The following is a 25,445-nucleotide window of genomic DNA, read 5'->3' on the forward strand; positions in this document are numbered from 1 at the left end:
TTCCTACTTTCGGCCATGAAGTGGCTCCCCCCGATAATCATCCTCCTGCTCCTCCTTCCATCCGCTACCGCCTCAACCGTCGTGCTCAGCTCGGACCAGGACGAGGGGATAGCGCGCTATCTGGCGAACCATTTGAACGCGACCCTCGTGGTTATCCCCTGGGGAAGCGAGGACGAGAGGTACCTTGAGGAGATCAGGGTTTTAAACCCCGACGAGCTCATAATCGTCGGGGGTCCCTACGCCGTTCCGCCGCTCTTTGAGGTCGGGAACTTCAAACGCTACGGCGGGAAGGACAGGGTCGAGACGGCTAAGATAATCCTCCGCGACTTCTTCAACCTCGACAATCCGGAAACTATAGTTCTCTACCCCTCCCGTGAGGAGGTGAAGGAGTTCACAGGGAAGGGAGGGGAATGGGAGCTCGTCCCCGCAAACACGAGCGTCGCGCTGAGATGGGCCCCCCTGATCGAGAACGAGCTTCCCGCGGGGGAGGGGGAGAGAAGGGTCTTCATCGGCAACGTCGAGAACAACCCCGCGATGAACGCCATGTGGCCGGGGGAACTGCCGGAAGTGTACTCCCTCTACCCCTCCATAATCGTGGCCAACGGTACGCTGTTCATAACCGGAACCGACCAGAACCTTCCCCTCATCGGTCGCTACTTCGAGGGGAATACTCGCTTCGAGAGGACCGATTTAGTCGTCTTCCTTTCCCTTCTGGCTTTTCTCACCCTCGTATCGCTTCCCTTCGTAAACGACCGCAGGTGGCTTGGAGCCTCGTTCCTCGTGGTGACCCTCTTCGTCCTCTACAACATCCACGCCTTCAGGCTTGCCTGGGATACGCTCTTCGTTTACATGGATGGGGCGCTCTCCCTCCTCAGTTCCGGGACCTACGAGACCGTTGTCGGAAGCAGGGGCTTCCCGGGCCTGAGCTACGCCCTCCTCGTTGCTTTCAAGCTCTTCGGGGTTAGGATAGAGGCCGCGGTTCTCTACCAAATCCTCCTCCTCTTCATCACCGCCCTCGCCCTGCACCTGCACTTCAAGAGGGGCCCGCTCTCCACGATGGCGCTCCTGTTGTTCCTTGCCCTCCCGCTGTTCAGAGAGTACGTCCTGACGGTTTCGACGGAGCTCACGTTCATAGCGCTCCTCCTCCTTTCGCTTGCCCTTCTCCGGCGCCTTCCTTTAGTGGCATCGCTCCCGAGTGCCCTCGCCTCAATAGTTAGGGCCCAGGCACTCCTACTTCCGGTGGTCGCGCTGATGAGGCGGGAGCGGAAGGTGCTCTTCTACTCCGCCCTCTCCCTCGCCCTCTACGCCCTCCTCTACTCCCTCGCCGGAAACGGTTTTGAGGGCTACGTTGTCGAAATCTCGGCCAAAGGGCTTACCGCTCAAACGGTGCTCTCGAACCTCTCCTTCTACCTGCCGTCCATCGTGAAGTACATTCCCATCCCCGCGGTCCTCCTAATGTACTTCTCACTCAGAGGAGAGCTCAAACCGGGAGAAACACTCGTGCTTGGGGTTGTCTACCTCCTCCTTCCCCTCCTGTGGGTCGCCCAGGATGAGCGCTACCTTCTTCCGGGCCTTCTCCTCCTGCTCCTCGCCGCTCTGGAGCCGCTCGACAGGACGGAGAAACCTGTGGAAGGTTAATTTGCGCCCAGTCCCTGCCGTTCAAAGGGGGAAGCAAACTGACGAACCCAGGAGGAAAAGTTATAGCGTGACAACGATAGTGTTTTATTCCCCCTTTACCCTATTCCTCCGGTGGTGCTATGAATCACGAGGGGTTTCTTGAGGTCATAACCGGGCCAATGTTTGCCGGCAAAACGACGGAGCTCATAAAGCGCGTTGAGAGGCAGATTTTCGCCAAGAGGAAGGCGGCTTTGTTCAAACCATCCATAGACACCCGCTATTCCGAAGACCACGTGGTGGCCCACAACGGGCTGAGGTACGAAGCTTACATAGTCCCCACGACGGAGGAGGGCGTGAAAAAAATCGTTGACCTGACGAAGGAGGAGGGGTACGAAGTCATAGGCATTGATGAGGTGCAGTTCTTCCATCCTTCCATCGTCGAGGCCCTCAACGAACTGGCGGATGAGGGCGTCTACGTGATAGCATCGGGCTTAAACCTCGACTTCAAGGGGGAGCCATTTGATGTAACGCGCGAACTCCTCGTCAGAGCGGACAACGTGGTCTACCTGACGGCGGTTTGCACGGTCTGTGGAAGGCCAGCAACACGGAGTCAGCGCCTCATAGATGGAAAGCCCGCCCCGAAGGATTCTCCCGTGATACTTGTTGGGGGAAGGGAGAGCTACGAAGCAAGATGCAGACTCCACCACGAGGTGATTTGAGTGAAAGCGAGGATAAGGGAGCGGTTCAAGTTCGAGGCGGCCCACGCCGTGAAAATAGGCGGAAACACGGAGGAAATTCACGGCCACACGTTCAGGCTCGAGGTTACGGTGGAGGGAGGCATTGAGAGGGGCTACGTCATGGACTTCCTTGAGCTCAGGGCACTGGTTGAGGAAATCCTCGCCCGGCTCGACCACAGAAATCTCAATTCGCTATTCGAGAACCCCACGACCGAAAACATCGCCCTCTGGATCGCGGAGAGGGTCTCGAAGGGGCTCCCTGAGGGTGTGGCCCTCAAACGGCTCGTCCTATGGGAGGGCGATGAGAACGGCGTTGAGCTGGAGTTTTAGAAACTTTTTTAAACTTTTTAGGGCAGTCTAATTCGGGAGAGGGCATGGCGGCGGTTGAAGCGAGGGACGTGAGCATATACTATGAGGGGCAGAAGGCCGTTGAGGGGGTTAGCTTTACCCTTGAGGAGGGTGAGACGCTGCTCCTCCTCGGGCCGAACGGAGCGGGAAAGACCACGCTCCTGCGCACGGTCGGAGGTTTTCACAGGGAGTACCGCGGTGAGCTCAAGGTTTTTGGACTCTCCCCCGGGGACGCGGGCGAGTTCGTGGTGTACGTTCCCCAGAGCTTCAGCCTCAACGAGAGGGTGCCCCTCAGGGCTAGGGACGTTGTGGCGATGGGGAGACTCTACAGAAGGGGTTTTGTCCATTTTCGTATTGGAAAGGCGCTCATTGAGCGGGCGCTCGAGGTGCTTGACTTCGTTGGTCTTAGCGAGGTGGCGGATAAGCCCTTCAGCGAGTTGAGCGGCGGGCAGAAGCAACGCGTGCTCCTTGCGAGGGCCCTCCTTTCAAAACCCCGTCTCCTCCTCCTGGATGAGCCGCTCTCGGCACTCGACCCCTCCGCCAGGGCTGATGTTGTGGCGGTTTTGGGGAAGATTAAGAGGGAGATGGGGGTTACGATGATGATAACCACCCACGATGTGAACCCGCTTGCAGAGCTCGGAGACAAGGTGATGCTCCTCAACAGGCGCCTGGTGGCCTTTGGAAGCCCCGACGAGGTGCTGAGGGACGAGATCATAGCGAGAGTTTACGGGCCGCTGGCGAGGGCGATACGCCTGGAGGAGAGGTTCTACTGCATAATAGGGGATACCCACCTCCACGGGAGGGAGGGGAGATGATACCGGAGTACGTTCTGAGGGCCCTCCTTGCGGGCTTCATGATAAGCGCGCTCCTCGGACTCCTCAGCCCCCTCATAAACATGAAGGGGCTCGCCTTCCTGACCCATGCGACTTTCCACTCCCTCCTCTTCGGGGCAGTTCTCGGCATGATACTCGGCCTTATAATCGGTAACATGGGGGTAATAGTGGCGGTTGCCCTCGTCGTTACCCTCTTGGTTGTCGTTCTCATAGCGGTGCTCGAGGACAGGGGCTTCTCGAGCGACGCCGCGGTTGGAATAGTGTCGAGCTTCGTTGCAGGACTGACCGTCCTAGGCTTCGGCGTGCTCTACAAGGTTATGGCGACGAGGCCCTACTTTGCACTCTCCTCGAGCATAGTCTCATACCTCACGGGGGAGGTTTTCCTCATAACGCTCGCCGACCTGGAGGCCCTCATAATCGGCGGGGCCCTCGTGTTCTTCCTGATGGCCTTCCTCTACAGGGACTTCCTCTACGTAAGCTTTGACCCCGAGGGTGTGGAGAGCCACGGGGGGAGTGTCAGAGCATACCTCATGCTCCTCTATGTCATCGTGGGTGTTATCGGCGCACTGATAGTCAAAACAGTTGGTCTAATAACCCTTCAGGTCATAGCGGTTCTGCCCGGCGCTATAGCCCTCATGCTCAGCGACGACCTCAGGAAGATCCTGGGCATAAGCATCTTCCTCACCCTCGGAGTTGAGATCTCCTCCATCCTGCTCGCCTACGTCACGAACATCCCGCCCAGCGGAATTGCCACCATAATCCTCGGCCTCATCTACGGGGCGGTTCTCTTAAAGCGTTAAGCTAAAAGCTTATAAGCGTTCGTCGAAATACTATAACCCGGTGTAAGGATGAGCAACGGGAAGTATCTCGAGGCGCTCATAGAGGGCGGGATAAACCTTGCGGAGAAGGTGGGGGCGCGGGCCATAGTCGTCATGACGCCCATAGAGCCCGACGCCATCAGCACGGACCTCCCGGTGGTTATAATAGGTTCCTCCTTTATGAGACAGGGCAACAGGGTATTCCTTCCTCTCTCCCCTGCCCTCGGCCTCAAGAACGTCCTCAACATAATCACCGCCTACCTCCTAGACAACGACTTCATCTCCGAAGGAGACAGCTTCGTTTACATCACCCCGGACTCCGTCGGGATAAAGGAGGCCCGAAAGGGAAGCATCCTCAAGAAGGCCTTTTTCACAAGCCACCAGAGCGTTTTCCAGAGCCTCCTCGACATAGTCATCGAGCTCGCCACCGAGGGACGCGAGGGGAAGCCCGTTGGGGCGCTCTTCGTTCTCGGCGACACGCGGAACGTCCAGAGGCACTCCCACCAGATGGTGCCCAACCCGTTCAAGGGGCACAACCTGAACGTCCTGGAAAAGAGAACCAAGGAGATAATAAAGGAGTTCGCCTTCCTCGACGGGGCGTTTCTCATAGCCAAAAACGGTCGCGTGATGGCAGCGGGGCGTTACCTTGACGTTGACGCCAAAAAACTTGGAGTGGAGGTGCCGCAGGGTCTTGGGAGCAGGCACATAGCCGCGGCAGGGATAACGAAGGTGACCAAGGCCATAGCCATAACCCTATCGGAGAGCGGCGTAATCCGCATATTCCGGGACGGTGAGATGATCCTCGAATACAACCCGAGGATCGTTTACTGATGCTTGATGTGCGGTTTTCCTATGGCTATCGTGAATCCCCTGAAGGAATCGTCCTTCCTGTTGAACTCTATGGCCAGCGGGAGGTCGAACTCCTCGCTTATCACGATTCTAACGATCCTCGCCCTTGAGTGCTCGTTGAGGTAGTTCTCCTTGAGTTGCTCGTAGTTCTCTATGACCTCGTTGACGCTCTCCTCGTGCATGGAGTACATTTCCCGGGAGTAGTTGCTGTGTTCGCGTATTGATTTGATTACCTCTTCCTTATCCAAACTCCCACTCCCTTACCCTTTGAGCCAGGACTCGCCCTCCTTCTTAAATACGTTTCTCTTTTCCGCGATGAGGAGGGCCTCCTCAAGCCTCTCCCTCGGGAGCTTCATTCCGTGGAGCTCCTCGAACAGGGAGAGTATTTCATCCGTCGTGAGTCTATCCCTCTCCTCGAAGAGGTTGCCCACGAGGTTTATCATGTCCTCGACGAAGTTCCAGGGGAAGATTATCCACGCCCAGTCAATCTCCTCGCCGTAGTAGTCGGGCTTAAAGCGCGAGCCCTTGATGGTGAGGAGCGTTGCCACTCTAATCTCTTCAGGCTTCTGTCCCTCAACGTAGTTCTTCGCGAGCGTTAGGCTCTCTCCCGTGTCGCTGATATCGTCAACGATGAGAACCTTCTTGCTCTCGAGGTTGTAGTTGCTGCCGTACTTGAGCTTCGCCTTTCCGTCGGGGGTCGCGGTAACGCCCCAGTGCTCGACCTTAACGCTTATGAGGTCCTTTACGCCAAGGTAGTCGCAGTAGAGCCTTGCCGCAACCCAGCCGCCCCTTGCGAGGCCGACGATAACATCAGGCCTCCATCCCTCTTCGAGTATCTTAAAAGCGCCTTCCTTCGCCCACTTCTCAATGTCTTCCCAAGAAGCTGGATATGCCGGAAACTTCTTCATTGCGTTTCCCTTAACGGGGCAAGGGAAAGGTTATATTTAAAGGTTACGCCCCTGGAAAAAGTGGGGAGCGGAGAAATCAAACCTTGACCCTCTTCCACACGGTTCCCTGCGGCGTGTCCTCGAGCTGGATTCCGAGCTCTCTAAGCTCGGCCCTTATCTTGTCGGCTAAATCAAACTTCTTCTCCTTCCTGAGCTGGGCGCGAACCTCTATGAGGAGCTTTATCAGGGCCTCCTCTTCGCCGGCCTTCTGCTCCTTGAAGTGGTCCTCGAAGATGCCGAAGACCTCGCTCACAATCCTGAAGAACTCCCAGGCCTTCCTCAGGATGCTCTCCTTCGGGACCTCAACGTTGGTCAGATAGCGGTTTACGGCGTTGCTTACTTCGAAGACGGCCTTCATAGCTTCGGCCGTGTTGAAGTCGTCGTCCATCGCTTCATAGAACTTCTCCCTCGCGTTTCTGATGGCCTCGTAGGCTTCGAACTCCTCCTTGCCCCACTTGAATGATATCTCCGCCCTCTCCATCGCCACGCGGATGTTCTCAAGCGTGTTATACAGGCGCTCAAGGTTGTTCTTGGCGTGCTCAAGGCCTTCCTCCGTGTAGTCGAGCGGTGAGCGGTAGTGTCTCTGCAGGACGAAGAGCCTTATTACCTCCGGGTCGTAGCGCTGGAGGGCCTCTCTAATCGTCACGAAGTTGCCGAGGCTCTTGCTCATCTTCTCGCCGTTCACCATGAGGAAGCCCGTGTGGAGCCAGTACTTGACCCACTGCTTACCGGTGCACGCCTCCGTCTGCGCTATCTCGTTCTCGTGGTGCGGGAAGATGAGGTCGTTCCCGCCGCCGTGGATGTCGAAGCTCTCACCGAGGTACTTGGTGCTCATCGTGGAGCACTCTATGTGCCAGCCGGGCCTTCCCTCACCCCACGGGCTTTCCCATCTCGGCTCTCCCGGCTTGGCCTTCTTCCAGAGGGCGAAGTCTTCTGGATTCTTCTTGCCCTCGCCGGGCTCAACGCGCGCTCCCTTAACGAGCTCCTCGACCTTTATCTTGCTCAGCTTTCCGTAGTCCTTGAACTTCTTGACCTCAAAGTAGACGCCGTCACTTCCTTCATAGGCGTAGCCCTTCTCCTGGAGCTTCCTTACGAAGTCAATGATGTCCCCGATGTGCTCCGTGACGCGGGGATAAATATCGGCCGGCTTGACCTTTAGCGATTCCATGTCCTCAAGGAACATTCTTAGGAACTTCTCCGCGAGCTCCTTGGGGTCTTCACCGGTCTCGTTGGCCCTTCTGATGATTTTATCGTCTATGTCCGTGAAGTTCATGACCATGAGAACCGTGTAGCCCCTGTGCTCAAGGTAGCGCCGTATCACGTCGAACGCTATGTAAGTTCTCCCGTGACCGATGTGGGTGTAATCGTAAACCGTCGGACCGCAGACGTACATCCTGACCTCGCCTTCTCTCAGGGGTTTGAACTCCTCCTTCTGCCTCGTCAGGGTGTTGTAGATTCTTATGGCCACCTTCTCACCACCTAGAAAAGCTACGGGGGAATGTTTATTAGAATATCGTTTGGGGCAAATGGAAAATTCAAAGAAGGGAGAAAAGTCAGATCTGGCCGGCGAGCCAGAGAAGGACTCCCTTAAGGAACGGCCAGTTGCTGTTGATGTAGTTGCCGTTGTAGTCGTCGCTAAGGGCCTTGCTTGAGCCGTAGACGACGACCCTTCCATTTCCGAACTCAGCGGCCGCGGCCACTATCGGCTTTGAACCCTTTTCCTTCACGACGTTGCCGTCCTCGTCCACCGCGTAGGAGCTCTCGTATCCCCTGACGAGCCACACTGCATCGCCGGTGATGTCGAGCGTGTCTCCGTTGTAGTAGAGCTGGGACTCGCTCGTGAGGAACTTCGTGGTCGGATGCTCGTTGAACTCGCCGACGAACGGGAAGTACGCCGCCCCGCTGTTGACCTCCTCGTCCATGAGCTCGTCGTCGTTGAAGGTTATTCCGAAGGCCGAGACAAGGTCGTTGAGCGTGCGGTGGTAGACGTAGCGGTACCAGTCGCCCGTGACGAGGAGGCCTCCGCCGTTCTCAACGTACTCGTGGAGGGCCGCTATCTCCTCATCCGTGAAGTCCTCGTGCGGGTTGGTGATTATCACGATGTCGTAGTCCTTGAGCTCGTCCGCGGTGAACTCGTCCTCGTTGAGCTCCACCGTCCAGTTGAGCTCCTCCTTCATCTTCGTGATGAGGGTTATCATCTTGCCGCTGTTGTAGTACTGGCCGTGGCCGTTGTCAACGAGAACCTTCACGCCCTCGGGCTTCTCGATTACGACTTCCTCACCGGCCTGGCACTTCTCGAGGGCATCCTGGAGGATGGGTATCACCGTGTTGAGCTCTCCTATGAGCTTCTCCTGGGTGATCGCAAGCCCGCGGGCGGTGATGAAGTACTTCGTGGCCAGGTAGCTCTGGGTGTAGGCTATCCCCTGGAGCTCCTGGAACTGGGCGCTGTACTCATCGTATTTGGCCTTGTTCTCAGATATGAGCTCCATGTAATCGGAGAGGATGTCGAGACTAACGCCGCAGGCCTCAACCTCGCTCGTAAGGTTTTCGTAGGTGGCGTAGAGCTCATCAAACGTCTCCTTCTCCTTGAGGTAGCGGATTGTGTAGTAGCGGGAGTAGGTGTTTATTATCGTCGAGGGATTCTCAAAGATATGAATGCTCGCGTATTTGGTATCATAACCCTCAATCTCCGCCTTCACGACGTGGCTTCCGAGCTCCATCGGTATCCAGTCGTAGGTGACCTCCTCGCTGGAGTTGGCCTTGAGCTCAACCGTCTGGTTGAGCTTGAGCTCGTCGTCTATGTAGATGAGGAACGTGACGTTCTCGTCGAAGGTGCCCTCGTTTGCAAGGGTGGCCTTTATGGTGACCCGATCGTTCCTGTTGGCGGCGCTCGGGACGTCGAGGGAAGCTACTTTGATAAGTGGGACGTAAATTTTTAGGTCGTTCTCATCCCTAGGCTCGAGCTTAAACTTGCCGTACGAGTAATAGACCACGCCCGTGATGGACTCAAAGCGCTCACCCATCGTCGGGGAATAGTGGTACATCAGGTCGTCCACCACGAGTGGGCCACTTCCGTCGTCCACCTTCCACTCTCCGTATCCCAGGTCGGGGTCAGTAACTTCAACGTTCTCCACTTTGACGAGAACGCTCTCCCACTGCTCCTGGGAAACATTGCCGCTTGGAAGGATAACGGGAGCAGGAACATCAGCAGTCCCGAGAATCGTCACGTAGTTACCGTAGTCCTTGTCTATTGAAAGCTCCGTGAGGCCATAGTACTCCTTCACATAGCCCTTGACCTCGACGTAGCTGCCGACGCTCAACCCCTCGGGCATTGAGTAATCCGCAAGATACACATAAATCCCGTTCCATGCCCCGGTGCCGTTCTGTATGAAGAATCCCTTGCTTCCAGCAATGGCGGTGACCACACCCCTAGTTATCACCGTGCTATATTTGTATGGCGAATCTCCACTCGGGTCTTCGGTGTACTGTATATCGTGTATTGAAACGTATGGAACATCTGCGGAGACACTTGAGAGCATTGTCCCTGGTACGGCGCTCAGAAGCATTACCACGATTAAAAACAGGCTCCACCTCTTCATGTTATCACCAAAATTTAGATGCAGATTTTAGAGTTATTAAACTTTCTCCCACATCGGAGTCATTCGAGGGAGCAAACTTAATTAGGCGTGAACACCAAGCCACAGCGGAGGTGGTTTCATGCCCGTTACGACCAAAACCGGTGATAAGGGCACAACCGGAATCTTCACGGGGGAGCGGGTGGCCAAGATATCCCCTATCATCGAGGCCAACGGAACAATAGACGAGCTCGGCTCATTTATAGGGGAGGCCAAGCACCACGTGGACGATGAGCTGAGGGAAACCCTCGAAACCATACAGAGGCACCTGTACTCCCTCATGGCCGAGATAGCGAGCAAGGGGCAGTACAAAAAGGTTGGAGAAGAAGAAGTCAGGTGGCTCGAGGAACTAACGGCCCGCTTTGAAGAGGAGGTGAAGCTGGAGGGCTTCGTTCTCCCCGGTTCCACCGTGGCCAGCGCCAAGCTCGACGTCTGCAGAACGGTGGCGAGGAGGGCGGAGCGCAGGGTGGCCAAACTCGTCCTGGAGTACGGCTTTGGGGAGGGGGTTCTCGTTTATCTCAACAGGCTGAGCGATGCCCTCTTCATGATGGCCCGCTACATCGAGTGGCGCGAGGGTAAGATAACCTACGCAAAGTGAAGAACCATGGAGAGGACGATAGGCATCCTCGGGGGAATGGGACCCCTCGCGACGGCGGAGCTCTTCAGGCGGATAGTACTCAAAACCCCAGCTAGGAGGGATCAGGAACACCCGAGGGTCATAATCTACAACAACCCGAAAATTCCGGACAGAACGGCCTTCATAATTGACGAGGGAGAGGACCCGAGGCCCGCCCTCGTGGAAAGCGCCCGGAAGCTCGAGGAGTGGGGGGCGGACTTCATAGTGATGCCCTGCAACACGGCCCACTTCTTCGAGGAGACCATCAGGCGGGCCGTGAGGATTCCCCTCGTCAGCATGGTGGAGGAGACGGCGGAGCACGTGAAACGCCTTGGGATAAAGAAGGTGGGCCTCCTCGCAACGGACGGAACCATAAAGGGGATGGTCTACCACAGGGCGCTCCTGAGAAGGGGCGTTAGAATAGCCCTGCCCGACAGGAAGGGGCAGAAGGATGTTATGAGGGGCATTTACGAGGGCGTGAAGACCGGCAACCTGGAGCTCGGGAGGGGGCTTCTCTTAAGGGAGGCCAGAAAGCTCCAGCGGAGGAGCGAGGGGGTAATAGCCGGCTGTACGGAGGTCAGCGTCGTGCTCAAGCCCGAGGACCTTAAGGTTCCCCTCATTGACCCACTCGATGTGGTGGCGGAGAGGGCGGTGAGGCTGGCGCTTGGAGTCGAGGACTTTTAAGTGCAACGCTTATCCAATCGCTTACCTTTTTTCAAACTCACCGCCCCTCGCCCTCAGAGCCACCCCTTTCTCCTGAAGTAGTAGAGCATACCGAGGCTTATTGAGAGCATCAGGAGAAGAACGAGGGGATAGCTGTAGCGCCAGTAGAGCTCGGGCATATAGCGGAAGTTCATGCCATAAATGCCTGTTATGAAAGTAAGGGGGATGAAAACCGTCGAGACCACCGTGAGAATGCGCATTATCTCGTTTATTCTCATGGAGAGGGTGGAGTAGTACATCTCAACGAGCCCGTTGGCCATGTCCCTCTGGCTCTCCACTATGTCGAGAACCTCCATGACGTGGGTGTGGAGCTCCTCAAAGTAGCCCGCGGTCTCCTCGTCGAAGAACTTGCCTCCCTCAAGCCCCAGCTTCCTGAAGACCTCAAGGAGAGGGAAGATGGTGCGCCTTATGAAAAGAACGCGCATCCTGATGCCGTGTATCCTGCGCAGCACCCCGGTATTTCCGCCCTCGAGTATTTCCCTCTCCAGCTCCTCCATCCTCCCGCTTATCTTCTCGAGTATCTGGGTGTAGTTCTCAACTATGGCATCGAGGAGGGCGTAAACGAGGTAGTCCGGCCCCTTGGCCCTGAAGAGGCCCTCTCCCTGCCTTATCGCCTCGCGGAGGGGGTTGAACACATCCCCGGGCTGCTCCTGGAGGGTTATAACGAAGTTGTCCTTGAGGAGTATGGCTATCCTCTCCTTTTTCAGGCCCCCCTTGATCTCGTAAATCTGGTGCAGGAGGATGAGGAGGTAATCGTCCATGGCATGCACCTGCGCCCTTCCCCTGCCCCGCGTTAGGGCCCTCAAGTGGGCGTCGTGAACCCCGAGGAACTCCCTGAGTTCGTCGAGGTAGGCGATACCGTCAACGTTTATCCACACCACGCGGTAGTCTTTGAAGGTAAGCCCTTCCCCGAGGCTCTCCACCCTCCTTTCCTCGAACCTGTCCTTTGAGTACGCGAACACGGTGATTCTCGGCCCCACCATCTTCAACACCTAACCCCCAAATTCCATGACCATTCCGGAATGGAGCTTGTGGAACCTCTCCCCGTAAGTCCCAAGGAAAGCTGCTTCAGCCCTCAAACCCGTGCAGTGGCCGGTGTAAACCTCCTCCACCCCGAGCTCCATGAAAGCTTCAACCGTCTTACTTATCCTCTCCTCGGAGGCATCTATCAGGTGAAACCCTCCAACAACAGCCCTGACCCTCTCCTCGCCCGTAATCTCAATGGCCCGCTTCACTATGCTCACTATCCCCGCGTGGGAGCATCCGCTGACGATTACAATCCCCTCGGAGGTTTTCACAACGACGCTCATATCGTCCATCAGTTCGTCCCTCACGATTCTGCCGTCCCGGAGGGTGTAAACCTCGACGCTCGCTTTCTCGAAATCCTCCCTCTTCCTTATCTCCCCGGTGGAATATAGCCCCCCGACTATCTGAAATGGCTCCGCCGTTAAAAAGAGCTCGCCACGCTCCTCAACCTCCTCCCTCCTAAAAGGCACGCCCACATCCCTCAGGTGGGGTTTCGTTACGAAGTGCTTTCTGAATATCGTGGGGTGGGCTATCACCGGAACCCTCTTCCCAGTGGCGTCGAGGATACCGAGTAGGCCCCCGGTGTGGTCGTAGTGACAGTGGGAGAGGAAGACGTAGTCAATATCACCCGCTTTAATCCCCAGGAGTTTCATATTGTGGAGCACGGCCTTTTCGCTCTGTCCAGTGTCGAAGAGCAGCTTCTTTCCCCCATACTCTATGAGAAAACTAACCCCGTGCTGCCCGAGGAAAGGGCTCTCGTAACCCGAGTAATCCTCCACAAGGGTGTATATCCTCATGAGACCACCTGATAAACTTTGGCGTCATGGTAATTATGCTTTTCCACGTGCCCACAACGGTTATTAAACGGGAGGACGAAGGTTCAACGGTGGTCACATGCAGCCCATAGAGGTGTCCAGGATAGTCATGAGGGATGTGCTCGCGCTCGAGAGGGGGGAGGAAGTTCTAATCGTGACCAATCCGGGGGAAGTTCTCGGAATTTCTCTGAGCCTCTTTGAAGCCGCGAGGGAGATGGGGGGAAAGCCCACCGTTCTGGTTCAGGAGGCAAAGGGCACACTTGACTACGCCGAGAGGGCCGTATTGGAAGCCCTTAAGAGCGAGCCCGATGTGGTGATCTCGATAAGCCAGAAGAAGCTCGGGAAGGACCCCCACGGCCTCCACGTAGGCTACGTTGGGAGGGACGGTAGGAAGTACGCCCATATATTCGAGAAGCTCCTCCACGGTGACAGGAGGATAAGGGCCTTCTGGAGCCCGGGGATAGACACCTACACCTATCTGCGCGCCGTCCCCATAGACTACGGGCGTCTGAGGGATGAGGCGAAGGTTCTGGCGGAAATCCTCGACAGGGGAAGGGAAGTTCACATAACGAGCGATGCCGGAACTGACCTCTGGATGAGCATCGAAGGCAGAAAGGCTCTCAAGGACGACGGCGACTTCAGAAAACCCGGAAGGGGAGGGAACATACCCGCGGGAGAGGTTTTCATATCCCCCGCCGTGGGCAGGAGCGAGGGGACCATAGTTTTCGACGGCACGATAGGGCTCGGTGGGGAGAGCGTTGTCCCGAAGACACCCGTCAAAGTGAAGGTAAAGGGCGGATTCGTCGTTTCCATAGAAGGAGGGACAGAGGCGGGAAGGCTGGAGGAGGCCATAAAGAGCGCTGAAAGGAGAGCCCTTGAAATGGATAAGAAAGAGCTCGCAAGGAACTCGTGGCACCTCGGAGAACTCGGTATAGGCCTGAATCCAAGGGCGAAGATGAGCGGAAAGCTTCTTGAGGACGAAAAGCTCAGAAACACGGTTCACATCGCCATAGGGGCAAACTACGACAACGATGCCCCCGCGCTGAACCACTTCGACTGCCTCATCATGAACCCAACGGTCGAGGTTGACGGGGAGAGGATAATGGAAAAGGGAAGGTTTTTGATTTTCTGAGCTTTTTTTACTCCCTAAATGACCACACGAGCAGCGATGGAGTTACAAGGGTCGTTATTATCGTCATGGCGACGCCTACCGAGAAGAGCGTGCTCGTGAGGACTCCCTCCCCCTTTCCAACCGTGAGCATAATCAGGGCAACCTCCATCCTCGGTATCATGCCTATTCCCACCCTGAGGGCCTCCTTCGGCTTGAAACTAGAGAGGAGGGCCCCAGCACCACAGCCAACAACCTTACCGAGGGCCGCGACGAGGGCGTAAACCCCTATGAGGGCGAGCGTGGAGGCGCCGCCAGCGTAGAAGACGCGTATATCCGTGTGTATTCCTATGCCCACCAGGAACACCGGAACCGGAAGCGCGTAGGCTATCGTCGTGACCTTATCGCTTATTCTCCTGGCCTCGTCCGTCTGCCCTATGAGGAGGCCCGCGAGGTAGGCGCCCGTTATGCCCGCTATGCGGAACTCCTCGGCAAGGAATGCCAGGCTCATCACGACGGCGAGGGCGAAGGCCACCGTGCTCTCCGGGAGGGTTATCCTTGAGGAGAGCCTTATGAGACGCTTGACGACCGGGATGCCCAGGACAAGGACGGCCCCGAAGAAGAGGGCGGCCTCCCCGAGGAGCTCCCCAATCTCCTCGAGGCTTATGGTTCCCGTGGTGTTGATGGCCACGAGAACGGTGAGCACAAGGATACCGAGGACGTCATCAACCACCGCGGCCGCCAGTATGCTCGCCCCCTCCTTGCTCCTGAGCTTCTTCATCTCCATCAGAACGCTCGCCGTCAGGCTTACGCTCGTGGCGGTGAGCACACCCCCCATCATGAGGGAGGCCATCTTCGAGTGGGTGAAGGGAAGGGTGGTGAGGTAGCCGAGGATGAAGGGGATAACCACACCGCCGCTGGCTATTAGAAAAGCCGGCCCCCCAACGCGCTTGAACTCCTCGATATCGGTTTCGAGACCCGCCAGAAATAGAAGGAGCACGACACCGAGCTCGCTGAGGAATTCAAGGCTCTCGGTTGTCTGGATGAGGTTTAGAACTGAGGTTCCGATTATTATTCCCCCGACGATTTCACCCATCGCAGAGGGCTGCTTGAGCTTGGTGAAGACGTAGCCGAAGGTTTTTGATACGATCAGGATTATAGCAATCGAGATGAAGGGGTCCGAGAGGGGGAGCTCCATGAAATCGCCTCCACGAGGTACTGAATTCCCCTGAATCACCACGTATTATGAGTAAAATGTATATAACCCTTTTGATTTGCGGGCTGCCTTAACCTTTTATACCCGAAGGGCGATTTGGGATAAGGTGATAGAATGGAGATAGGAGTTGTTGGAAAGCCCAACGTTGGGAAGTCCACATTCTTTTCAGCTGCAACCCTCGCCGAGGCCCAGATAGCGAATTATCCCTTCACCACGATTGACGCTAACATAGGCGTTACATACGCGATAGCTGAGCACCCGTGTAAGGAACTCGGCTGTACCCCAAACCCCCAGAACTACGAGTACAAAGATGGGAAGGCCCTGATTCCAATTAAGATGGTGGACGTTGCCGGCCTTGTTCCGGGGGCTCACGAGGGACGCGGCCTTGGCAACAAGTTCCTCGATGATTTGAGGATGGCCTCAGCGCTTATCCACGTCATAGACGCGACTGGAAAGACGGACGAGGAAGGCAGGCCCACGGACGCCTACGACCCCGTGAACGACATAGACTTCCTGGAGAGGGAGATAGACTACTGGCTCTTCGGCATACTCCACAAGAACTGGGACAAGCTCGCCAAGCGCATCAAGCTCCAGCACCTCAAGCTCGCCCAGGCCATAGCCGACCAGCTCACGGGTGTTGGCGTTAGCGAGGAGGACACCTTCGAGGCCATCCACAAGCTCGGCCTTGGAGAGGATCCCACCAAGTGGAGCGACGAGGATCTGCTCGCCTTCGTCACGGAGCTCAGGAAGATAAACAAGCCGATTATCATCGCAGCGAACAAGGCCGACGCGGCGAGCGACGAGGCAATAGAGCGCCTTAAGCGGGAGGGGGAGAAGAGGGGCTACATAGTCGTCCCCACGAGCGCGGCCGCGGAGCTAACCCTTAGGAAGGCTGCCAAAGCCGGCTTCATAGAGTACATCCCTGGAGAGAGCGACTTTAAGGTGCTTAAGCCGCTAAACGAGAAGCAGAGAAAGGGGCTTGAGCTCATAAAGGAGAAGGTTCTCGACCGCTTCGGCTCCACGGGTGTGCAGGAGGTCATAAACAGGGCCACCTTTGAACTCCTCAAGCTCGTCCCCGTTTACCCCGTGGAGGACGAGCACAAGCTGACGGACCAGTTCGGGAACGTTTTACCCCACGTCCACCTCCTCCCGAAGGGCTCCACACCCAGGGATCTGGCTTACAAAGTGCACACCGACCTAGGCAAAACCTTCCTCTACGCGGTGAACGCCAAAACGCACCGCAGGGTGGGCGAGGACTACGAGCTGGAGTTCAACGACGTGATCAAAATCGTCGCCACCGCGAGGTGAGTTAGTTTCCCATTTTCTCCCTTATGAGTTCCTGGTAGAGCCTCGGTTCCACATCTTTCTCGCTCAGTCCGAGCTTTTTAGCCACATCCCATATTCGGCGCTTCGCGCCTCCGATATCCTCCGCAATCACCTCTATGTCCAGAAAATCCCCCAGGTTCTCGACGCGGCTGAGTTCGAAGGTAACGTCCCCGAGCCGATACACGTAGCGGTGCTTCCTCACGATGACGTCCTCCTCAAAACCGAGCCTCTTGAGTATCTCCACGGTGGTATCGAAGTCGGAAACCTCCACCTCAAGCTCGTCGAACTCCTCGTTCCTGCCGGGATCCTTTATGAGCTTGTAGGTTAGAAAGGCCCTCCCGAGGTTCTCCACGCGCCTAACCCTTAGGAGCTGTGGAGAGGGGAGGGAAAAGTAAACGTCCTCCTGGACTTCCTCATGGGAGAGGATCGCCCCAAGCCCCTCGATTTTAGGGCGTATCTCCTCGAGGCGGACCCGGAATTTAACCTCGATCTCCATATCAAATCTCCGCGAGGAAGCCTATTACGTCCTCCCCCTTCTTGAACTCCCTTATGGGGAGGACGTTTACCTCTTTGAGGGTTGGTATCGTCTTTATGTTGTCCTCTATGAACCTTTCGAGGTTCTCCTGGGTCTCCTCTCCGATCAGCGCGACAAGGTGGTCGTCTCCGCTCTTGGCGACCATGAGGACGTTGGGGAGCATCGAGAGGGTCTTGGCTATGTACTCGAGGTAGCGCTCGAGGAAGTCCTCGATAACGGGCTTCTCCACCTTGAGTATCAGGAAGGCCGCGACCTTTGGTTTCACGGGTTTTCCGAGGATTATGGTGTACTTGTCTATTATCCCCCTTTCCTGTAGCTTTTTGATCCTGAAGTGTATAGTTGACTCGGGTTTGCCCAGATTGGAACTTATCTCCGAAATTGTAAGTCTTGCATCGCCCTTTAGGAGTCGGATTATAGCCCTGTCCAGATCATCAAGTTGCAGCATCTCTCACACCTCGTAACTCCATCTTTTGTAAATCTTATTTGGAATTCCAATGGCATCTAAGATTTTTCCGATTATAAAGTTTACTATGTCGTCTATTGTTTTAGGATTTCCATAAAAACCTGGAGATGCTGGCAATATTATCCCACCGGCTTGGGTAACTTTCAACATGTTCTGGAGATGAATAAGACTTAATGGGGTTTCCCTCACGACAAGAACGAGTTTTCTACGCTCCTTCAGTGCCACATCGGCAACCCGTGTGATTAAATTGTCAGCGTAGCCATTTGCAATGGCCGACAGCGTTTTCATGGAACAGGGGGCTATAACCACCGCGTCGAAGGGGTAGGAGCCGGAGGCAATCGGAGCGAACAGGTCGTTTTCATCGTAATCGGGATTTAGCTTAACCCCCAGCTCGTGAAAAGCAACGGCTTTACCTGTTTTCGAAGCCACAAGGATAGGCTCGTGTCCAAGCTCCCTCAGAACCTCCACGAGCCTCACGCCGTACACGCTACCGCTCGCACCTGTCACCGCTACGACAATCCTCATAACGCACCACCCAAATCAGTATGCCACAAAGTTACATGTATTCCGATATAAATCTTCCTCAAAAAAGTGAAAAATCTTCAGAAGGCGGTTCCCATATCCTGAGCTATCTTCCTGAGGCGCTCTATCCTCTTCTCCGTTGGCGGGTGGGTCGAGAAGAGGTTCGCTATACCCATGCCCTTGAAGGGGTTGACAATGAACATGTGCGCCGTAGCTGGATTCCCGTTCCGAAGGGGCCTCCTCGAGACGGCGTACTCTATCTTCTCAAGGGCCCTCGCGAGGGCCCACGGCTTGCCGCTTATCCTCGCGCCGGTTTCGTCAGCGAGGTACTCCCTCGAGCGGCTTATGGCTGCCTGGACGAGCATCGCCGCTATTGGGGCAAGTATCGCCACGAGGATGGCGCCGATTACATCGCCCCCATCGTCCCTGTCACCGCGGTAGCCCCCGAAGATGGCTATCCAGCGTGCCCAGTATGCCAGCTGCATTATTGCACCCGCTATGGCGGCCGCCACGGTGCTTATAAGGATGTCGCGGTTCTTGATGTGGCTTATCTCGTGGGCCAGGACACCCTCAAGCTCGTCCTTGTTGAGTATCCTTAGGAGCCCCTGTGTCACCGCCACGACGGCGTTCTTTGGGTTCCTTCCAGTGGCGAAGGCGTTAGGGGTTTCCGTTGGGACGATGGCGACCCTTGGAGTGGGGATACCGGCTTCGTTTGCGAGTCCCCTCACTATCGCGTAGAGCTCGGGCGCCTCCATCTCATCAACGACCCTCGCACCGTACCAGGCGAGCACGAGCCTGTCGCTGTACCAGTAGCTGAAGAAGTTCATGAGGAGCGCGAAGGCGAAGGCTATGAACATCATGTTCGTCCCGCCGAGGAGGTAGCCCACCCCCATAAGGAGCCCCGTGAGGACGGCCATCAAGAATCCGGTTCTAAGCCACATACCGAGTCCCATCTCACTCACCCCCCGTTGTCAGGTATGGGAGCACATCGTCATAAGCGTTACTCCAGTCAACGATGCCAACGCGCCTTTTCGGGCCGTGCTTTATCAACTCAAGCACCTCCCCCAGCACTTCCTCGGGGTTCTTGCCGGTGGTGTCCACCTCTATGACGTTCTCATGCTCCTCGAGGGCCTCCACCAGGCATACGTCAACGAGCTCCGCCTCGACGTTCTCGGCCAGCTTTTTTGCGTCATAACCCCTTTCCCCGAGCCTCTTCGCGACCTCCAGGGGATGGAGGCGCAGCACCACCACGATGTCAGCGGGGAGGAGGTGGCTAAGGTGGCCGTCAACCACCGCGTTCTTTCCCTGAAACTCCCTCTCAAACCTCTCAGCCAGGGCATCAACGTCAATCTCAACCTCCTCCCCGACCCTCTCTCCAACGCCCCACTCGAGGGCAAGATCCTTCACGCTCACGTATTCGTAACCGAGCTTTTCAGCCAGGAGCTTCGCCGTTGTGGTTTTCCCCACGCCGGGGGTTCCCGTTATCGCTATGAGCATTTTATTCACCGAAGTATATTTTAAGTGGCCGCTTTTTATAGTTTTGGTTTAAGTCAAATGTCGAAGTCATGTTTGGCATTAAGCGAAAACCTTATTAAGGTTGGGAGCGCTACACAAACCCAGGTGAGCCCTATGGAGATGTTGAAATCCAAACTACTCGAAAAGAGGCTTGAGCTTGTTAAGATGCAGAAGGAGGCCCTCTTCAACGAGGAGGCACGCCTCCTGAGGCTGGCCATGCAGGGGCGGAGGGGTGTTTCGAAGAAACTCGCCATCGTGAGGCGGGAGAAGAACTCAATCCTCGCTCAGGAAGCGCGGCTTTTAAGGGTTCTCAAGCAGGGCACACCGGCCCTCTGATGGAAGAAAAGGGAGAGGGCTCAGAAGACGTTTATCCTGCCCTCTATCACCATTTCCCTTACCTTGATTATGTTGGCGAGCCACTCGTCGGCTATCTCGTATGCCGGCTTCTCTATCTTCTCAAGGGTGTAGCCCTTCTTCGGGAGTATCTGAAGGCTCGCAACAAGGGGCTGGTCTATGGGCTTGCCTATCTGGCTGAGTATCCTGACGTAGACCTCTTCCACACCTTCGACCTTCTCCGCCACGTCCTTGGCTATGAGGTTCGCGAGCAGATTGTAAATCTTGCCCACGTGGCTGACGGGGTTCTTACCTGCGGCCGCCTCCATGCTCATGTACCTGTTCGGGGTTATGAGGCCGTTCACGCGGTTGCCCCTTCCAACGGAACCATCGTCGCCGGCCTCGGCGCTCGTTCCGGTGACGGTGATGTAGTAAATGTCCTTCGAGGGGTCGTCGGCGGTGTTGATGTATATGTTGACCTTCCTCTCCGTGTGGGCCTGCACGAGCTCCCTGACCTCCTCGTGGAGGGCCTCCTTGACTTCGAGGTACTCCTTGGGGCTTTGGAGCTCGCTGTCAACCATGGCCGCAGCAATCGTGAGGTCTATCTCGTCGCCCTTCCTGAGGCCCATGACCTTTATGTCCTCACCGAGGGCCGGGTACTTCTTCTTGAACTCGTCGCCGTTGAGGAGTCTCTCCGTCTCGTAGACGATTTTCTCAACCTCGCTGAAGGGCGCGAAGCCCACACCGAAGGAGGTGTCGTTGGCGAGCGGGATGGGGTTCTCCTTGGCCTTGTTGAAAACTCCGACGAGGTCAACGCTTCCCTGACCTATGCGGGAATCTATGACGACATGGTTGTCAACGTCGAGGTGGCGAACGGCCTTCCTGAGGTACTCCCTCGCGGCCTTTATGGCGACCTCGTGGACCGGGAAGAGCTCCCTGTCAACGAGCTCCACGGCCCTTCCCGAGAGGAGGATGTAGATCGGCTTTATGACCTCACCGCCGCCGAAGCGCGGGTAGGCCCTTCCACCAACGACCTCAACCTGGTCCGTGTTGTGGTGGAGGATTATCCCGTACCTCTTGATGTACTCCTTCGAGAGGGCCCTGCTAACAGCCTCGGCAATACCGTCGGCTATGCTGTCGGGGTGGCCTATTCCCTTCCTCTCGACGAGCTCGACCTTCTGCATCTCAACGGGGGTCTTGTAGAGCTCCTCAACAACTATGTTCCTTTTGACTTCCGCCATGATCATCACCCGTAACCTTTGTGAGATGCACTCTGATGGACGCTTTATATATTTTTCGGCATATCAATCACACCAGAATATAACTGCTGGTTATTGGGAAAACTTATTAACATCGAACGCACGGATATAACCGGGGGTTATCATGGTAATACTTCCAAGGCCCTTTGACCCGAGGGATATAAAACGCATCCGAAAGGAACTCGGGATAACCCAGGAGGAGCTCGCCGAGAGAGCCGGGGTCACCCAGGCGTACATAGCCAAGTTAGAGAACGGGAGGGTTGACCCGAGGCTCTCCACGTTCAACAAAATCCTGCAGGCGCTCATAGAATGCAAGAAGGGCCGCCTGAAGGCCAAAAACCTCATGTCCAGCCCGATAGTGGCCGTGAAGCCCTACGACCCGGTGGAAAAGGTAATACGCTTCATGAAGGAGCACAACATCTCACAGGTGCCCGTCATAAGCGGTAAGCGCGTTGTCGGCGGCATAACCGACCGCTCCCTCGTCAGGAAGAGCCTTGAGATGGAGGACATCTACGGGAGGAAAGTCATGGAGGTCATGGACGAGCCGTTTCCCATAGTCAACGAGGAGGACGACGTTGAGATAGTGAAGTACCTCCTCGAGGAGCATCCCGCGGTCATAGTGCAGAACCGCGAAGGCTCCCCCGTTGGAATAATTACGCGCTCCGACCTGTTTAAACTCGCGAGGTAGTCCCCATGAAGGAGATTGGAGAGGACCTGTATCTATACCCCGGCTCCCCCTCGACCATGGTCAAGCTCTTCGAGGGGAGGGCCGTCCTCGTTGATCCGGGCAACGGGAAGAAGAGGCACAAGGAGCTGAGGAGGGAGCTCAGAAAGCTCGGCCTTGAGGCATCCCACCTTCTTGCCACACACGGGCACGCCGACCACGTGGCGGTAGTTCCCAAACTCGAAAAGCCACTCCTAATCCACCGCTTTGAGTTCTCCATCGCGGAGAGCCCCCTAAACAGAGAGCTCCTCACCTTCGGATCAAAGGCACCGGAGGGCTTCCTCGTTTACCAGTTCCCCGGGGAGGTGAAGGTTCACGGAATCTTCGAGTGGGGGGATGAACTCTTTGGACTCAGGGCATTGAAGCTCGATGGCCACTCCCCCGGCATGACGGGCTTCATGGATGAGGACAACGCCGTTATCTACGCGGGGGACAGCTTCTTCGGGGAGAGACTTTTGAAAGGCATAGGCGTGCCCTACCTCGTCGAACCTGCACTCTTCATGGAGTCCCTGGAGAGACTCAGGGGCTACGCGGAGGAGGGATTCCTTCTGATACCCTCCCACGGGCCGATGGTGAAGGGAGAGGATGCCATAGGGCTCATCGAGACCAACAGGAAGGCGGTTGAGAACGTCAGGGCCTTAATTCTACGCCTCCTCGAGAGGCCCATGAGCGTGGACGAGCTCTCTTACAGCATGGCCCTCGAGTTCGGCGCACCGCTAACGCCAAAGGCGCTCGCCCTCAACCAGGTTCCCATAAAGGCCATCCTGGCGACGCTCTACAACGAGAGGAGAATCGAGGCCGTTGTTGAGGGGGGCATCAAGTGGCGCCTTAGAAGGGACTAAAAGTAGCCGTCGGCGTAGTCCTCCGGATAGCAAAGGTAGCGGTAGGGGCAGAAGCGGCACATGAAGTTGTCCCAGCCCTTCGGGGGCTTATCCTTTTCGTAGGCCTTCTTTATTTTGTAGAACTCTCGGAGAGTCTCGTGGAAGAGCTTCTTGTCGTAGGGCACCTCGAAAGCCCTTATGCCGACGCCCTCCACCAGGGGAAACTTCGAGAAGTCCGCCTTCTGGAGCCTCTTATCCTCGTTCCCGAGGCGGATGTAGTAGAGGTAGCCCCACTCCGCGTTCGCCCACCGCATGTAGATGTTGAGCTGGGCCAGATGGTAGTCGTAGGGCTCTCTGGGGACGCTCGTCTTGCCCTTGATTTCGATGGGGTGCTCCCTGAAAGCGTCAATCCTTCCGTGGATTTCAAAGCCGAGCCGCGGGGCCTTCAGGACCATGTGCTTCTCAAGCTCGTAGCTGTAGCGCCTCCTGAGGACTTCGCCAAAGATTTTGTGGACCTTAATGCCCTGCTGGAGCCTAACCTTGACGTTCGCTGGCCACCTCGGCGGATAGCCCTTGAGGCGGTAGTAAACCCTTCGGGGACACATGAGGGCCTCGCTCGCGTAGAATTCAATGAGTTCATCCATGCCCATCACTCCGGCGGTGGAAATAGTTGGGGGCGGGGGGTAAAAAGCTTTTTGCCCTCAAAGCCGCTCCAGTGAGACGCTCACCTTCCCCCCTTTGAGCTCAACGGTGGCGTAGTAACCCCTGAACAGCGGGCCCGGGTTCACAACGACCGTCTTTCCAATGCTGTCCACGGCCCTTGCCTCGTGGATGTGGCCGCAGAGAACGAGCGGCGGCTGGCGCTCCTTGATGAAATCCCTGACACCTTTGCTCCCCACGTGCCTCCCGGAGTAAATTCTGTCCGCTTTGGTGCCGTAGGGGGGAGTGTGGAGGAGCAGAACATCCCCGTCTCTGTAGTTCCTCGAGAGGCTTTCGAGTATCGCCCCATCGTCGAACTCCCAGATCGTGGAGAAGGGGGTTATGTTGGAGCCCCCGAAGCCCACTATCCCCACTCCACCAAGTTCGACGCGCCTATCGTGAACGCTTATCCCCCTCTCCTCGAGGAGGTCAAGGACGTCCCTCCCGTCGCAGTTGCCCATTATCGCCAGCATCGGTTTACCAAGCTCCTCGAACGCGTTTAGGACTTTCTCGGCGCTCTCGCGCCCCCTGAAGTGGGTTATGTCCCCCGCTATCAGGAGGGCATCGAACTCCTCGCCCATGAGACGCTCAACAAGCCTCTCCGCCTTCCCAACGTTGCCGTGCACGTCGCTGACCACCACGAACCTCACGGCCCTCACCTCAGAAGAGGAACACCTCGACCTCTTCCCCTTCCTCGAGTATCTCCACCGTCTCGGGCACCTCTATGAAGCCGTCCGCATCAACGAAGCTGGTAATCGCTCCACTCCCCTTGAGTATCGGCACGGCCTCCTCGCCCTCCACCCTAACCGGGAGAAACTGCCTCCTTCCCTTGACGGAGAACACCTTGTGCGCGAGCCTCTTCCTGACGCTCCTCTTCTCCCCGCTTAGGCCGAGGAGCCTCCTGAGGAGGGGCGCAACGAGGAGCGTGAAGTTCGTGAGGCAGCTCGTCGGGTAGCCGGGGAGGCCAAAGATGGGCTTTCCATCAACCTGGCCTATTATGGTGGGCTTTCCGGGCTGGATGGCTATCCCGTGGACGTGGACCTTCCCCAGCTCCTCTATTATCGAGCTCGTCAGATCCCTAACTCCCGCGGAAGCGCCTCCCGACAGGATGACCATGTCGTACTTCAGCCCCTCGAGGAGCTTCTCCCTCAAACTATCCTCATCGTCCCTCGCTATTCCAAGGAAAAACGCCTCACCCCCGAGTTCCCTGATTGCATCCGTTATGGCCCTCCCGTTGATGTCGTAAATACTTCCCGGCCTGAGCTCCTCGCCAGGGAGGATAATCTCATTCCCCGTGCTTATCACCGCCACCCTCGGCCTCCTGAAGACCCTGACCTTCTCATAACCAAGCGCCGAAAGGAGGGCCGTGTCTTTGAAGGTGAGCCTTTTCGGGGCTTTGAGAACCACCGCCCCCTTGGCTATGTCAGTTCCGGCCTTCATCACGCCCGCCTGGGGATAGTAGGGCTTGTAGATGAGAACCTCGTCGCCTTCAACCTCAACCTCCTCGAGCATGGCCACGGCATCCGCTCCCAGAGGAAGCGGCGCCCCTGTGGAGATTCCCACTGTTTGGCCCTTCTCGAGCTTTATCTCGGGGATATCCCCCGCGTTTATCTGGCCGACGAGCTTTAGCCTCACGGGCTCGCTCTCGCTCGCCATGAAGGTATCTTCCGCTCTGAGCGCGTAGCCGTCAACCGTGGCCCTGTCGAAGGGGGGGACGTCAATCGGCGCCCTAACATCCTCCGCTAGAACCCTCCCAAGGGCCTCCTCAACAGGAACCTCCTCAACCTTCGCCTCAATCCCAAAGGACTCTATGACCTTGAGAGCCTCCTCGAGAGAAACCACCTTCAGGAATCCCATAACACCACCCCTCCCCACTTGCTCAATCTCCCTAAAAGCCTTTGCTACCCAGGTGTGGCCACTGGCAGGGGTGTTGAAGTGGGAGCATCTTTGGGTGGAGAAT

Annotated in this window: 29 protein-coding genes; 13 read left to right on the forward strand and 16 right to left on the reverse strand. The window is 56.5% G+C overall.

Translation table 11 applies throughout. The features are described 5' to 3' along the window. The first annotated feature begins 15 nt into the window (after positions 1–15). The 6 genes from PFER_RS11820 (at position 16) to PFER_RS02225 (ending at position 5,184) form a co-directional block, all read left to right on the forward strand. Entirely contained in the window at positions 16–1,638 is a 1,623-nt protein-coding gene (locus tag PFER_RS11820) for a cell wall-binding repeat-containing protein (RefSeq protein WP_052696166.1), read from the forward strand. A gap of 119 nt (positions 1,639–1,757) precedes the next feature. Continuing rightward, positions 1,758–2,336 (forward strand): thymidine kinase, encoded by a 579-nt coding sequence (locus PFER_RS02205; protein ID WP_048148271.1) that lies wholly within the window; start codon positions 1,758–1,760, stop codon positions 2,334–2,336. Continuing rightward, entirely contained in the window at positions 2,337–2,684 is a 348-nt protein-coding gene (locus PFER_RS02210; RefSeq protein WP_048148273.1) for a 6-pyruvoyl trahydropterin synthase family protein, read from the forward strand. Between the two features lie 44 nt (positions 2,685–2,728). Beyond that, complete coding sequence (locus tag PFER_RS02215) at positions 2,729–3,517, forward strand: metal ABC transporter ATP-binding protein (protein ID WP_048148274.1); 789 nt, start codon at positions 2,729–2,731, stop codon at positions 3,515–3,517. Next, entirely contained in the window at positions 3,514–4,335 is an 822-nt protein-coding gene (locus PFER_RS02220) for a metal ABC transporter permease (protein WP_048148276.1), read from the forward strand. The genes PFER_RS02215 and PFER_RS02220 overlap by 4 nt, the downstream gene beginning before the upstream one ends. Before the next feature lie 48 nt (positions 4,336–4,383). Then, positions 4,384–5,184, forward strand: coding sequence for a DNA integrity scanning protein DisA nucleotide-binding domain protein (locus tag PFER_RS02225; protein ID WP_048148278.1), 801 nt, complete (start codon positions 4,384–4,386; stop codon positions 5,182–5,184). Here PFER_RS02225 and PFER_RS02230 read toward each other — a convergent pair. The 4 genes from PFER_RS02230 to PFER_RS02245 all read right to left on the reverse strand — a co-directional run bounded on the left by PFER_RS02230 (position 5,178) and on the right by PFER_RS02245 (position 9,748). Further along, positions 5,178–5,450 (reverse strand): hypothetical protein, encoded by a 273-nt coding sequence (locus PFER_RS02230; protein ID WP_048148281.1) that lies wholly within the window; start codon positions 5,448–5,450, stop codon positions 5,178–5,180. The two genes, PFER_RS02225 and PFER_RS02230, sit on opposite strands and share 7 nt — an antisense overlap. 12 nt (positions 5,451–5,462) lie before the next feature. After that, positions 5,463–6,110 (reverse strand): phosphoribosyltransferase, encoded by a 648-nt coding sequence (locus tag PFER_RS02235; RefSeq protein WP_048148282.1) that lies wholly within the window; start codon positions 6,108–6,110, stop codon positions 5,463–5,465. Between the two features lie 76 nt (positions 6,111–6,186). After that, positions 6,187–7,617, reverse strand: a complete 1,431-nt coding sequence (gene cysS, locus PFER_RS02240) for a cysteine--tRNA ligase (protein WP_048148284.1) — start codon at positions 7,615–7,617, stop codon at positions 6,187–6,189. 85 nt (positions 7,618–7,702) lie between these two features. After that, entirely contained in the window at positions 7,703–9,748 is a 2,046-nt protein-coding gene (locus PFER_RS02245) for a DUF4350 domain-containing protein (RefSeq protein WP_048148287.1), read from the reverse strand. 118 nt (positions 9,749–9,866) lie between these two features. Between PFER_RS02245 and PFER_RS02250 the strand changes: the two genes are divergently transcribed. Continuing rightward, positions 9,867–10,382 carry a cob(I)yrinic acid a,c-diamide adenosyltransferase gene (locus PFER_RS02250; RefSeq protein WP_048148289.1) on the forward strand — a complete coding sequence of 172 codons (516 nt, stop codon included), beginning with the start codon at positions 9,867–9,869 and terminating at the stop codon, positions 10,380–10,382. A gap of 6 nt (positions 10,383–10,388) precedes the next feature. Next, positions 10,389–11,084, forward strand: coding sequence for a cysteate racemase (locus tag PFER_RS02255; protein ID WP_048148292.1), 696 nt, complete (start codon positions 10,389–10,391; stop codon positions 11,082–11,084). A gap of 53 nt (positions 11,085–11,137) precedes the next feature. On the opposite strand, the gene corA is transcribed toward PFER_RS02255, so the two are convergent. Beyond that, complete coding sequence (gene corA / locus PFER_RS02260; RefSeq protein ID WP_048148296.1) at positions 11,138–12,106, reverse strand: magnesium/cobalt transporter CorA; 969 nt, start codon at positions 12,104–12,106, stop codon at positions 11,138–11,140. Positions 12,107–12,115: 9 nt separating this feature from the next. Then, positions 12,116–12,946 carry an MBL fold metallo-hydrolase gene (locus PFER_RS02265; RefSeq protein ID WP_048148299.1) on the reverse strand — a complete coding sequence of 277 codons (831 nt, stop codon included), beginning with the start codon at positions 12,944–12,946 and terminating at the stop codon, positions 12,116–12,118. A 97-nt stretch (positions 12,947–13,043) separates the two neighbouring features. Here PFER_RS02265 and PFER_RS02270 point away from each other — a divergent pair, with 97 nt between their 5' ends. Then, positions 13,044–14,096: an aminopeptidase gene (locus PFER_RS02270; protein WP_048148301.1), complete on the forward strand. Its 1,053-nt coding sequence runs from the start codon at positions 13,044–13,046 to the stop codon at positions 14,094–14,096. A gap of 7 nt (positions 14,097–14,103) precedes the next feature. Here the strand turns inward: PFER_RS02270 and PFER_RS02275 are convergent, their stop codons facing one another. After that, positions 14,104–15,270, reverse strand: coding sequence for a cation:proton antiporter (locus PFER_RS02275; RefSeq protein ID WP_048148303.1), 1,167 nt, complete (start codon positions 15,268–15,270; stop codon positions 14,104–14,106). A gap of 132 nt (positions 15,271–15,402) precedes the next feature. On the opposite strand from PFER_RS02275, the gene PFER_RS02280 reads away from it, so the two are divergent. Beyond that, positions 15,403–16,596 carry a redox-regulated ATPase YchF gene (locus PFER_RS02280; protein WP_048148305.1) on the forward strand — a complete coding sequence of 398 codons (1,194 nt, stop codon included), beginning with the start codon at positions 15,403–15,405 and terminating at the stop codon, positions 16,594–16,596. A gap of 1 nt (position 16,597) precedes the next feature. Here the strand turns inward: PFER_RS02280 and cyaB are convergent, their stop codons facing one another. The 5 genes from cyaB to PFER_RS02305 form a co-directional block, all read right to left on the reverse strand. Beyond that, complete coding sequence (gene cyaB / locus PFER_RS02285; RefSeq protein ID WP_048148307.1) at positions 16,598–17,110, reverse strand: class IV adenylate cyclase; 513 nt, start codon at positions 17,108–17,110, stop codon at positions 16,598–16,600. 1 nt (position 17,111) lies between these two features. Continuing rightward, positions 17,112–17,594: an Lrp/AsnC family transcriptional regulator gene (locus tag PFER_RS02290; protein ID WP_048148308.1), complete on the reverse strand. Its 483-nt coding sequence runs from the start codon at positions 17,592–17,594 to the stop codon at positions 17,112–17,114. A 3-nt stretch (positions 17,595–17,597) separates the two neighbouring features. Then, positions 17,598–18,137, reverse strand: a complete 540-nt coding sequence (locus PFER_RS02295) for a UbiX family flavin prenyltransferase (protein ID WP_048148310.1) — start codon at positions 18,135–18,137, stop codon at positions 17,598–17,600. Positions 18,138–18,214: 77 nt separating this feature from the next. Further along, positions 18,215–19,087 (reverse strand): zinc metalloprotease HtpX, encoded by an 873-nt coding sequence (htpX, locus tag PFER_RS02300; RefSeq protein ID WP_048148312.1) that lies wholly within the window; start codon positions 19,085–19,087, stop codon positions 18,215–18,217. Position 19,088: 1 nt separating this feature from the next. Further along, positions 19,089–19,631: an adenylate kinase family protein gene (locus PFER_RS02305; RefSeq protein ID WP_048148315.1), complete on the reverse strand. Its 543-nt coding sequence runs from the start codon at positions 19,629–19,631 to the stop codon at positions 19,089–19,091. Positions 19,632–19,763: 132 nt separating this feature from the next. Between PFER_RS02305 and PFER_RS02310 the strand changes: the two genes are divergently transcribed. Then, the gene (locus PFER_RS02310) at positions 19,764–19,985 is read left to right on the forward strand and encodes a hypothetical protein (RefSeq protein WP_211255071.1); all 222 of its coding nucleotides are present in this window, start codon (positions 19,764–19,766) and stop codon (positions 19,983–19,985) included. Positions 19,986–20,005: 20 nt separating this feature from the next. Here PFER_RS02310 and PFER_RS02315 read toward each other — a convergent pair whose 3' ends face one another. Continuing rightward, positions 20,006–21,223 carry a methionine adenosyltransferase gene (locus PFER_RS02315; RefSeq protein WP_048148317.1) on the reverse strand — a complete coding sequence of 406 codons (1,218 nt, stop codon included), beginning with the start codon at positions 21,221–21,223 and terminating at the stop codon, positions 20,006–20,008. Positions 21,224–21,365: 142 nt separating this feature from the next. Here PFER_RS02315 and PFER_RS02320 point away from each other — a divergent pair, with 142 nt between their 5' ends. Both PFER_RS02320 and PFER_RS02325 read left to right on the forward strand, forming a co-directional pair. Continuing rightward, positions 21,366–21,929 (forward strand): CBS domain-containing protein, encoded by a 564-nt coding sequence (locus tag PFER_RS02320; protein ID WP_048148321.1) that lies wholly within the window; start codon positions 21,366–21,368, stop codon positions 21,927–21,929. Between the two features lie 5 nt (positions 21,930–21,934). After that, the gene (locus PFER_RS02325) at positions 21,935–22,807 is read left to right on the forward strand and encodes an MBL fold metallo-hydrolase (RefSeq protein ID WP_048148325.1); all 873 of its coding nucleotides are present in this window, start codon (positions 21,935–21,937) and stop codon (positions 22,805–22,807) included. Here PFER_RS02325 and cas4 read toward each other — a convergent pair. Genes cas4 through PFER_RS02340 form a run of 3 tightly spaced genes read right to left on the reverse strand, consistent with a single transcriptional unit; the run spans position 22,804 to position 25,342 of the window. Continuing rightward, on the reverse strand, positions 22,804–23,430 hold the full coding sequence (gene cas4 / locus PFER_RS02330; protein WP_048148326.1) for a CRISPR-associated protein Cas4: 627 nt from the start codon (positions 23,428–23,430) through the stop codon (positions 22,804–22,806). The genes PFER_RS02325 and cas4 overlap by 4 nt on opposite strands. A gap of 57 nt (positions 23,431–23,487) precedes the next feature. Continuing rightward, positions 23,488–24,135 (reverse strand): metallophosphoesterase, encoded by a 648-nt coding sequence (locus PFER_RS02335; protein WP_048148328.1) that lies wholly within the window; start codon positions 24,133–24,135, stop codon positions 23,488–23,490. Positions 24,136–24,145: 10 nt separating this feature from the next. After that, on the reverse strand, positions 24,146–25,342 hold the full coding sequence (locus PFER_RS02340; RefSeq protein ID WP_048148331.1) for a molybdenum cofactor synthesis domain-containing protein: 1,197 nt from the start codon (positions 25,340–25,342) through the stop codon (positions 24,146–24,148). Positions 25,343–25,445: the final 103 nt, after the last annotated feature.

The organism is Palaeococcus ferrophilus DSM 13482, from assembly GCF_000966265.1.
Taxonomy (GTDB): Archaea; Methanobacteriota_B; Thermococci; order Thermococcales; family Thermococcaceae; genus Palaeococcus; species Palaeococcus ferrophilus.